This is a genomic window from Parvibaculum sp., from assembly GCF_035511255.1.
Lineage (GTDB): Bacteria > Pseudomonadota > Alphaproteobacteria > Parvibaculales > Parvibaculaceae > Parvibaculum.
In genome coordinates this window covers 1-8,108 of the sequence record NZ_DATKFR010000154.1, presented here as the reverse complement: position 1 = coordinate 8,108, position 8,108 = coordinate 1, and the positions used below count along the sequence as shown (strand labels likewise).

Sequence of the window (8,108 nt, the reverse complement as noted above, 5' to 3'; positions counted from 1 at the left end):
AGCACGCCTATCCCGAGGGCGAGGCGGGGCCGGTGCGCATTTTCCTGCGTGTAGAAGGGGAAAATCTGAGGATCGGTGTCGAGGATCGAGGTACCGCCAAGCGGGATTTCGGACGCAGCGGCCTCGGCTCGCGTCTCATCGTCGCGCTCACCCGTCAGATTAGAGGTAAGCTGGAAAAGACGGAACTCGACCCGGGCTACCGGGCGGAGCTGACGCTGCCGCTCTCCAGATCACTCTGACGAACCCGGACGTCGCCGCTAATAATAGCCTTCGATGCGCTCGCTGCCGCCGACGATATAGGGGCGGCGGGCCGCGTCGTAGCATTGCGTGGCGCTCCAATGCGCCATCCGGCCCGAGGCGGTCGGACCGTCCCGCACGACCTTGTGGCATTCGTAGCCGGGCGGCGGCGGATCGCCGTCGAAGGGACCCGAGCCGACGAAGAGCGGCGAGGTGATGGCGGGGCCGGTCGAGAGCTGTTGTTCGACCGTGATGCCGCCACCCGCCCAGGCGGTGCTTCCGCAAAGCGCCAGAAGCGAACCGGCGAGGCCGGCAGCGAAGTTTCGAGTGAGCTTCCTCATGGTCTTCACCTAATGTGCGGAGGGTGTGATTTCCAGCCCTCCTTGCCTGGCCAGCCCCCTGTGCCTACCAGTGTCCGGTGTTCGGCATCGAGGCCCAAGGCTCCTGCGACGGCAGCGCGCTGCCTTTCTGCAGAAGTTCGATCGAGATGTTGTCAGGTGAACGGACGAAGGCCATCCGTCCGTCGCGGGGCGGCCGGTTTATGGTAACGCCGCCTTTCAGCAGCTTGTCGCAGGCGGCATAGATGTCGTCGACCTCATAGGCGAGATGACCGAAATTGCGCCCTTCGCCCATCGTCTCGGGATCCCAGTTATGCGTCAGCTCGACCTGCGCGTCCGGCTGACCGGGGGGCGCGAGGAAGACGAGGGTGAAGCGGCCGGCCTCATTGTCGAAGCGACGCAGTTCCTCGAGCCCGAGCTTGTTGCAATAGAAGTCCAGCGACTTGTCGAGGTCGCCGACGCGCACCATCGTATGAAGGTATTTCATGCTCGAACTCCTGAAACTGACCGGGATTGCAGCGATTTCGGTTTTGCCGATTTTCGGGCATGATTCACGAAACGGCGTCAAAGGTCAAAGACGGGGACGAAATGAATCGTGAACTGAAGCGCCTCATCGACGATGCCTCGCGCGTCGTCGTTTTCACGGGCGCGGGCATCAGCACGGAATCCGGCATTCCCGATTTCAGAAGTCCCGGCGGGCTCTGGACGAAGATGGCGCCGATCGACTTCAACGATTTTCTGCGCTCGGCGGAGCTTCGCCGCGAAGCCTGGCGCCGCAAGTTCGAGATCGACAAGACGGTGCAAGGCGCCGAGCCGAACAAGGGGCACATGGCCATCGCGAAGCTGGTCGATATGGGCGTCATCGCCCATGTCATCACGCAGAACATCGACAATCTGCATCAGAATTCCGGCGTGCCGCCGTCGAAGATCATCGAACTGCATGGCAACGGTACCTATGCGAAGTGTCTCGACTGCGGATTGCGCCACGAGCTGGAAGAGGTGCGCGCGATCTTCGAGGAGACGGACGAAAGTCCGGAATGCCGGTCCTGCGGCGGCATCGTCAAATCCGCGACGATCTCCTTCGGGCAGGCCATGCCGGAAGAGGAAATGGCGCGCGCACAGGATGCGACGCTTGCCTGCGATCTCTTCATCGCCATCGGCTCGTCGCTGCAGGTCTATCCCGCGGCCGGCTTCCCGATCCTGGCCAAACGCAATGGCGCGCAGCTCGTTATCCTCAATCGGGAACCGACCGAACTCGACCGGATCGCGGACCTCGTCATCCATGACGAGATCGGCCCAACGTTGGCGCCGATCGCGATGCTGAATTGAGAGGTTTTGATTTCACCCCTCATCCGTCATGCGCGGGCTTGCCCCGCGTATCCACGTCTTTCCCTCGCCGCAGAAAGGGAAGACGTGGATGGCCGGGACAAGCCCGGCCATGACGAATTAAAAGAGGAGGGCATTCAACTCGTCAGCTTCTGCACGGGGTTTAGGAACTCCGTCAGCTCCTCCCAGCGCCGGACGATGAGGTCGCGTCCGGCCCGCCGCGCCATGACCTCATGGCGGAGTCCGTCCGGGTCCTCGAAGAAGGTCGCGTAATAGTCGTCGGCATATTCCCTGTGGAGGGCGGGGGCGCTGGTCGCGAGGCCTTTCGTTCGCATCGCCGCGGCGAAGCGGTCCACGTCGGCGGGCGTCGCGACCGTCAGGCAGAGGTGATGGAGGCCGGGACTGTAGGCGTCGAAGGCGTGATGGCCGGGTCGCGCGGGCCTGATCGTGATCTGGACGATCCTGTTGAAATAATGCCGGTGCGGCGCGCCGGCGATCTCGCGGTCGCTTTTGCGGAAATCGAGAAGACCCAGCACCGCGTCGTAGAACCGTTCCGCGCGGCCCATGTCCGAGACGGTCAGATAGATGTGATCCACCCCAATGACTTCGATGCGATCGTCCGGCATCTATTTTGCCCCCTGAGATTGCGCCGTTTCCGGGACTGACTACAGTGTCGGTAAGTCTATCGAATGGGGAGAAGCGACGCCAATGAGCGCCGAAAGCAAGACGCCCTGGTGGCAGGGTGCCGTGGTCTATCAGATCTATCCGCGCAGTTTTCTCGATACGAATGGCGACGGCGTCGGCGACCTCAAGGGAATCGAGAAGAAGCTCGACTACGTCGCCTCCCTCGGTGTCGATGCGATCTGGCTCTCGCCGATCTATCCCTCGCCCAATCGCGATTTCGGCTACGACGTCTCGGACTATGTCGGCATCGCCCCCGAGATGGGCACGATGGCGGATTTCGACCGGCTGGTGAGGGAAACTCATGCGCGGGGCCTCAAGCTCATCCTCGATCAGGTACTGAGCCACACATCCGACCAGCATCCCTGGTTTCAGGAGAGTCTTCTGTCGCGCAACAATGCGAAGGCGGACTGGTATGTCTGGGCCGAGGCGCGGGAAGACGGCACACCGCCCAACAACTGGCTCGCGGCCTTCGGCGGCGCCGCCTGGTCGTGGCATCCTCTGCGGCGGCAATATTACTTTCACAAATTCCTGAAGAGCCAGCCCAAGCTCAATTTCCACAATCCCGATGTCGTCGATGCCTGCATGGACGTGTTGCGTTTCTGGCTCGACCGTGGCGTCGACGGCTTCCGTCTCGACGTCGCCAATTCCTACGTCCATGACGAGCATCTGCGCGACAACCCGCCGGTGCCGATGGCGGAACGCACCTTCGCGAACTGGGCGCATGCGCCGCGCCTGCAGCGCCACATCTACGATGCGAACACGCCCGATAACGAATGGGCGATGAAGCGCGTGCGCAAGGTGATGGACGAGTACGATGACCGGCTGGCCTTCGGTGAATTCTCCGAGGAGCCGTCCATGTTCGGCGTCTATGCCGGCGGCATGGAGCGGCTGCATACGGGATACACCTTCGATTTCCTCGAAGACTGGTCCTTCAAGCCGCAGGTCTTCCGGACCTATTTCGACGAGCTGCTGATGCCGCTCGATCATCTCTGGCCCTGCGTCACCTTCTCGAACCACGACATCGTGCGGCCGGTCACGCGCTGGGGCGGCGGGCAGGGCGACGATGCTCTGGCGAAGCTCGCGCTGCTGCTGCTCCTGACCTTGAAGGGTACGGCGCTGATGTATCAGGGCGAGGAGCTCGGCCTGCCGGAAGTCGATCTCGAGCGGAAATGGATCAAGGATCCCGTCGGCGATCTCTATTTTCCTTTCGGCAAGGGCCGCGACGGCTGCCGGACGCCGATGCCCTGGGGGAGCAAGGCGTATCAGGCGGGCTTCACCACCGGCACGCCCTGGCTTCCCATTCCCGATTATCATGCGGTGCGTGCCGCCGACGTGCAGGAGAAATCGCCGGACTCGGTTCTGGCCTTCTCGCGCGATCTCATTGCGAAGCGCAAGAGGCACAAGGCGCTCGTCACCGGCGACATCCGTTTCATCGAATCCGACGGCGACGCCATTCTCGCTTTCGAACGGGTCAGCGGTACGGAGAAACTTCTCTGCGTCTTCAATCTCAGCCGGGAAGAATTCGGCTACGACCTGCCGTCCGGCGCCGGGGAACAAATCCTGAGCGTCGGCCCGGTCGCGCGCGGCGCAAGCGGGCTCAAGCTCGGCCCTCGTGCGGCGGCGGTATTCGCGCTTTGAGGAAGAAATGACCGGCACCGTCGTCGCCGTCAGCCGCTGCGCAACGCACAGCTTCAGCAAGCCGAATGAAAGTAGCATCCGGCTGCTGAAGGGGCTCGGCGTCGAAGGCGACGCGCATATGGGCGAGACGGTGAAGCATCGCTCCCGCGTCGCCGCCGATCCGACGCAGCCCAATCTGCGTCAGGTCCACCTCATTCATGCGGAGCTTTTCGACGAACTCGTCACCGCGGGTTTCAACGTGGCGCCGGGTGTCATGGGCGAGAACGTCACCACACGCGGCATCGACCTTCTCGACCTGCCGCAGGGTGCGCTTCTTCACATCGGCGCGACGGCCATTGTCGAGGTGACGGGTCTTCGCAATCCCTGCGCCCAGCTCGACGGCTTTCAGCGGGGCCTGACGCAGGCCGTGCTTGGCCGCGATGCGGAAGGACGCCTTGTCCGCAAGGCGGGCATCATGGGAATCGTGCGCGAGGGCGGTGAGATTTCGTCGGGCGATAACATTCGTGTCGAGTTGCCGCCCGAACCGCATCATTCGCTGGAACGCGTTTGAGGTGCGGCATAGGATCGTCGCGTGTCCAAGAAAAAGCCCGGCACTGAGGCCGGGCTTTCGATTTTCATCTGAGGATATTCAGAACTTGTAGCTGACGCCGACGCGGATCGCATGTTCCTGAAGGTCGTTGTGCTCCTGCCACCCGGAATCTGTGGTCGTCGTGTGATCGGAGATGCGGCCGAGATCCACGTAACGATATTCGACGCGCGCCGTCCAGTTCGTCGTGAAGGCGCATTCCAGACCGGTGCCGATCGTCCATCCGGCTTTTGTGTCCGAATAGCTGTCATGCGCCGAGCCGTCATAGTAGTCGGTCTTGACGTGGGCGAGGGCGAGGCCGCCGGTCGCGTAAAGGAGCGTCTGGCCGAACGCATAGCCGCCACGCAGCCGAAGCGATCCCTGCGAGTCGATCTTGGCTTTTGTATTGTCGCCGAAGGGCCAGTCCCGATTGTCGCCATCGACGTCAGCAAGTTCGATATCGGCTTCCGCACCGACGACCCATGGGCCTGTCTGATAATTGTAACCGCCGTGTACGCCGCCGGTCATGCCGTCGATCTTGAAACGGTCGCTATAATCGGAATCGCCGGTGGAGAGGCTCGAGTCGTGAATGCGATCACGGCCCCAGCCATAGCCGATCTGGGCGCCGGCATAAAAGCCCGTCCAGACGGGCGGGCCGACGTCATCCGCCTTGGCGGAGGAAACGATGAAGGCGGAGATGACGAGAGTGGACGCAACTACGAGAGAAAGGTTCATTCGCATGAGGGCCCCCTGTCGAGTGGTGCGGAAAGACTGCCAAACGGCACCCCTCGTGTCCATGGGGAGAAACGGCGATGCGACCATTCGCGCGGCGTTCCGGCTGCGAATGATTTTCCTTCTTGTTTTGGGGCGTAACGCTGCCTCTACGGCTTTTCCCTGCGCCGTTGCATCTCCTCGGGCGTGTCGATGTCTTCAAGCGTCGCGGCATCCGGCATGGCGACCTCGCAGACCGCTTCCGGGTGCTCGCCCAGCAGATGTTTCGCGCCGACATCGCCCTTGAGCTCCCGCATTTCACCGAGATATTGCCCGCCCCAGAGGATCGGGTTTCCGCGTTTGCCGCCGAAGGTGGGGACGCAGATGGTGCGGCCTTCCTCCGGGTCGAAAGCCGCCATGAGCCGGCCGATATGGGAGGGCTTCACGTCCGGCATATCGCCGAGGCAGACCAGCAGCGCATCGGTATCGCCGGGAAGTTCTGAAATCCCCGCTCGAAGCGATGTCGAGAGGCCCTGCGCATAATCCGGATTGTGCACGATCGTCACGTCGCGATCCGCAAGCGCCGCCCGCACCGCGTTGTCTTCATGCCCCGTGACCACGATGACGGGCATGGCTCCGCTCGACAGCGCGGCATCGACCGCCCGCGCGACCATCGGTTGACCGTCGATTTCGGCGGTGAGCTTGTTGATCGCGCCCATGCGGCTCGATCGCCCGGCGGCGAGGACGAGAGCGGCGATGCGGGGGGCAAGCGGTTTGGCGATGGCGGAGGTGATGCCTCCTTCGCGGGGCTGCGGCCGGCTGGCGATCTCCTTGAGAAGCCCGCCCGCGCCCATGCGCATCACGTCCTCGCGCGTGACCTCAAGTCCGGCGAGAAGCCGCGCCAGCACCCAGTCGAAACCGTTGAGCTTCGGCGAGCGCGCGCAGCCGGGTAGGCCAAGCACCGGCGTTTCGCCGTGCCGCCCGAGCAGCATCAGATTGCCGGGATCGACCGGCATGCCGAAATGCAGGATCTCGCCGCCTGCGGCCTCGATCCCGGCCGGTATCACGTCGCGCCGGTCGGTGATCGCCGAAGCGCCGAAGACGAGAACCGGCGAATAGCCCTCGGCCAAGGCCGCCCGCACGGCTTTGGCGACCGCCGCCATCTCGTGGGCGACGCGGTATTCCTTCGCGAGTTCGCTGCCCATGCCGGCGAGGCGCGCGGCGAGAATCTGATGCGTCTTGTCGAGCACGCTCTCTTTGGTCGCCGGGAGCCGCGTCGCGACGAGAGCCGCCCGGTGCGGCTGGAAGGCGTGGAGCGAGAGGAGGGGGCCGCCCGCTGTCGCCAGCGCTATGGCCTGGTCAAGGCTCGCGCGCCGGGCGGCGAAGGGGATGATTTTCACCGTGGCAATCATCTGCCGGGCGGAGACCGTCTCGAAGGGCGCGAGCGTCGCGAGCGTCAGCGCCTCGTCGATCAGGTTGATCCGGTCGAGCCTGTCGCGGTCATAGGCGAGTACGCCGCCGGCTTCGGCATAGAGATTGGCGCGGCCCGTGAAGGGTTCCGCGACCGAAAGGCCGGGGCCGGCCAGCGCGTGGGCAAGCGCCGCAGCGGCCTCGTCCTCGGGCACGTCGTCCGCTTCGAGCCGGATCGCGGCGATCCGGTCGACGCCCGCCGCTTTCAGGGCGTCGATGTCCGGGGCCGACAGCACACGGCCCTTCTTGAAGCTGGCGGAGCCCGCCCGGATCGAATGGGCGAGGATCGCGCCCTCCGCCCCGGCCGTATCGATCTCCCCGAAGATCATGTGCGCAGCTTCTCGGTGATCTGGGCCATGATCGAGATGGCGATCTCGGCGGGGCTCTTCGCGCCGATGGAAAGCCCCACCGGGCCGTTGATGCGGGCGAAGGCGGCCTCGTCGAAGCCGGCCGCCAGCAGCCGCTCGCGCCGCGTGCCGTGCGTCTTCTTGCTGCCCAGCGCGCCGATATAGAAGCAGGGACTCCTCAGCGCCGCCTGCAATGCCGGATCGTCGAGTTTCGGGTCGTGGGTGAGGGTGACGACCGCAGTGCGCGTATCGGGTGCCAGCGCGGTCATGGCCTCGTCCGGCCAATTGGTGACCAGGGTGATGCCTGGAAAGCGGTCTTCGGAGGCAAAGGCCGTGCGCTGATCGACCACCGTCACGTCATAACCGGCCAGCGCGCCGATGCGCGCCAGCGGCTGCGCAATGTGAACGGCGCCGACGATGATGAGCCGGAGAGGTGGATTGAAGACGTTGAGGAACCACTCTCCGTCGGCCGTCGCAACGACACGGCCCTTGTCCGATGCCAGAGCTTCACGAACAGCTTCAAGAAGCCCCGTTTCTCCTTCTGTATCAGTTTGATACAGAAGTTTCTGTACGCCGTCGGTGAGGCGCGTGGCTAGCACGACGGGCCGTTTTGCAGCCCGGTCTTCGAGCAGACGCTGAAGGAGATCGCTCCGCATTTCAGGCCGTCACCGGCTCGACGAAGACCCGGATGCGTCCGCCGCAGGCGAGGCCGACTTCCCAGGCCTTTGCGTCGCTGACGCCATATTCGAGGACCTCGGGCTTGCCGCTCTCCATCGCGTCGAGCGCCCGGGT

Annotated in this window: 9 protein-coding genes and 2 pseudogenes; 4 read left to right on the top strand and 7 right to left on the bottom strand. The window is 64.0% G+C overall.

Annotated features, from left to right (window positions below):
- A pseudogene (locus VMR03_RS05535) lies at positions 1 to 239 on the top strand (hypothetical protein); the annotation flags it as partial.
- A gap of 18 nt (positions 240 to 257) precedes the next feature.
- Here the strand turns inward: VMR03_RS05535 and VMR03_RS05530 are convergent.
- Together VMR03_RS05530 and VMR03_RS05525 are read right to left on the bottom strand one after the other, a co-directional pair.
- Complete coding sequence (locus VMR03_RS05530) at positions 258 to 578, bottom strand: hypothetical protein (protein WP_325403069.1); 321 nt, start codon at positions 576 to 578, stop codon at positions 258 to 260.
- A gap of 64 nt (positions 579 to 642) precedes the next feature.
- Entirely contained in the window at positions 643 to 1,062 is a 420-nt protein-coding gene (locus tag VMR03_RS05525) for a VOC family protein (protein WP_325403067.1), read from the bottom strand.
- 101 nt (positions 1,063 to 1,163) lie between these two features.
- Between VMR03_RS05525 and VMR03_RS05520 the strand changes: the two genes are divergently transcribed.
- Positions 1,164 to 1,904, top strand: coding sequence for a Sir2 family NAD-dependent protein deacetylase (locus tag VMR03_RS05520; protein WP_325403066.1), 741 nt, complete (start codon positions 1,164 to 1,166; stop codon positions 1,902 to 1,904).
- A 134-nt stretch (positions 1,905 to 2,038) separates the two neighbouring features.
- Here VMR03_RS05520 and VMR03_RS05515 read toward each other — a convergent pair whose 3' ends face one another.
- Positions 2,039 to 2,527: a VOC family protein gene (locus VMR03_RS05515; RefSeq protein WP_325403064.1), complete on the bottom strand. Its 489-nt coding sequence runs from the start codon at positions 2,525 to 2,527 to the stop codon at positions 2,039 to 2,041.
- 82 nt (positions 2,528 to 2,609) lie between these two features.
- Here VMR03_RS05515 and VMR03_RS05510 point away from each other — a divergent pair, with 82 nt between their 5' ends.
- Together VMR03_RS05510 and VMR03_RS05505 are read left to right on the top strand one after the other, a co-directional pair.
- Entirely contained in the window at positions 2,610 to 4,223 is a 1,614-nt protein-coding gene (locus VMR03_RS05510) for an alpha-glucosidase family protein (protein WP_325403062.1), read from the top strand.
- A gap of 7 nt (positions 4,224 to 4,230) precedes the next feature.
- A complete protein-coding gene (locus VMR03_RS05505; protein ID WP_325403060.1) occupies positions 4,231 to 4,773 on the top strand; it encodes an MOSC domain-containing protein in 543 nt (180 codons plus the stop codon).
- Positions 4,774 to 4,851: 78 nt separating this feature from the next.
- Here the strand turns inward: VMR03_RS05505 and VMR03_RS05500 are convergent, their stop codons facing one another.
- From VMR03_RS05500 to VMR03_RS05485, 4 genes and pseudogenes are all read right to left on the bottom strand, one after another.
- A complete protein-coding gene (locus VMR03_RS05500; protein ID WP_325403058.1) occupies positions 4,852 to 5,523 on the bottom strand; it encodes an outer membrane protein in 672 nt (223 codons plus the stop codon).
- Between the two features lie 146 nt (positions 5,524 to 5,669).
- Positions 5,670 to 7,298, bottom strand: coding sequence for a molybdopterin-binding/glycosyltransferase family 2 protein (locus tag VMR03_RS05495; RefSeq protein ID WP_325403056.1), 1,629 nt, complete (start codon positions 7,296 to 7,298; stop codon positions 5,670 to 5,672).
- A complete protein-coding gene (locus tag VMR03_RS05490) occupies positions 7,295 to 7,972 on the bottom strand; it encodes an XdhC family protein (RefSeq protein ID WP_325403054.1) in 678 nt (225 codons plus the stop codon). Before VMR03_RS05490 ends, VMR03_RS05495 begins: the two co-directional genes overlap by 4 nt.
- Before the next feature lies 1 nt (position 7,973).
- Positions 7,974 to 8,108 (bottom strand): annotated as a pseudogene (locus tag VMR03_RS05485) (XdhC family protein); the annotation flags it as partial.

Excerpts from the sequence above, each read along its gene's own strand:
- VMR03_RS05515 (WP_325403064.1), bottom strand. The coding sequence starts at position 2,527 with ATGCCGGACGATCGCATCGAAGTCATTGGGGTGGATCACATCTATCTG.
- VMR03_RS05510 (WP_325403062.1), top strand. The coding sequence starts at position 2,610 with ATGAGCGCCGAAAGCAAGACGCCCTGGTGGCAGGGTGCCGTGGTCTAT.
- VMR03_RS05490 (WP_325403054.1), bottom strand. The coding sequence starts at position 7,972 with ATGCGGAGCGATCTCCTTCAGCGTCTGCTCGAAGACCGGGCTGCAAAA.
- VMR03_RS05505 (WP_325403060.1), top strand. The coding sequence starts at position 4,231 with ATGACCGGCACCGTCGTCGCCGTCAGCCGCTGCGCAACGCACAGCTTC.
- VMR03_RS05525 (WP_325403067.1), bottom strand. The coding sequence starts at position 1,062 with ATGAAATACCTTCATACGATGGTGCGCGTCGGCGACCTCGACAAGTCG.
- VMR03_RS05500 (WP_325403058.1), bottom strand. The coding sequence starts at position 5,523 with ATGAACCTTTCTCTCGTAGTTGCGTCCACTCTCGTCATCTCCGCCTTC.
- VMR03_RS05495 (WP_325403056.1), bottom strand. The coding sequence starts at position 7,298 with ATGATCTTCGGGGAGATCGATACGGCCGGGGCGGAGGGCGCGATCCTC.
- VMR03_RS05530 (WP_325403069.1), bottom strand. The coding sequence starts at position 578 with ATGAGGAAGCTCACTCGAAACTTCGCTGCCGGCCTCGCCGGTTCGCTT.
- VMR03_RS05520 (WP_325403066.1), top strand. The coding sequence starts at position 1,164 with ATGAATCGTGAACTGAAGCGCCTCATCGACGATGCCTCGCGCGTCGTC.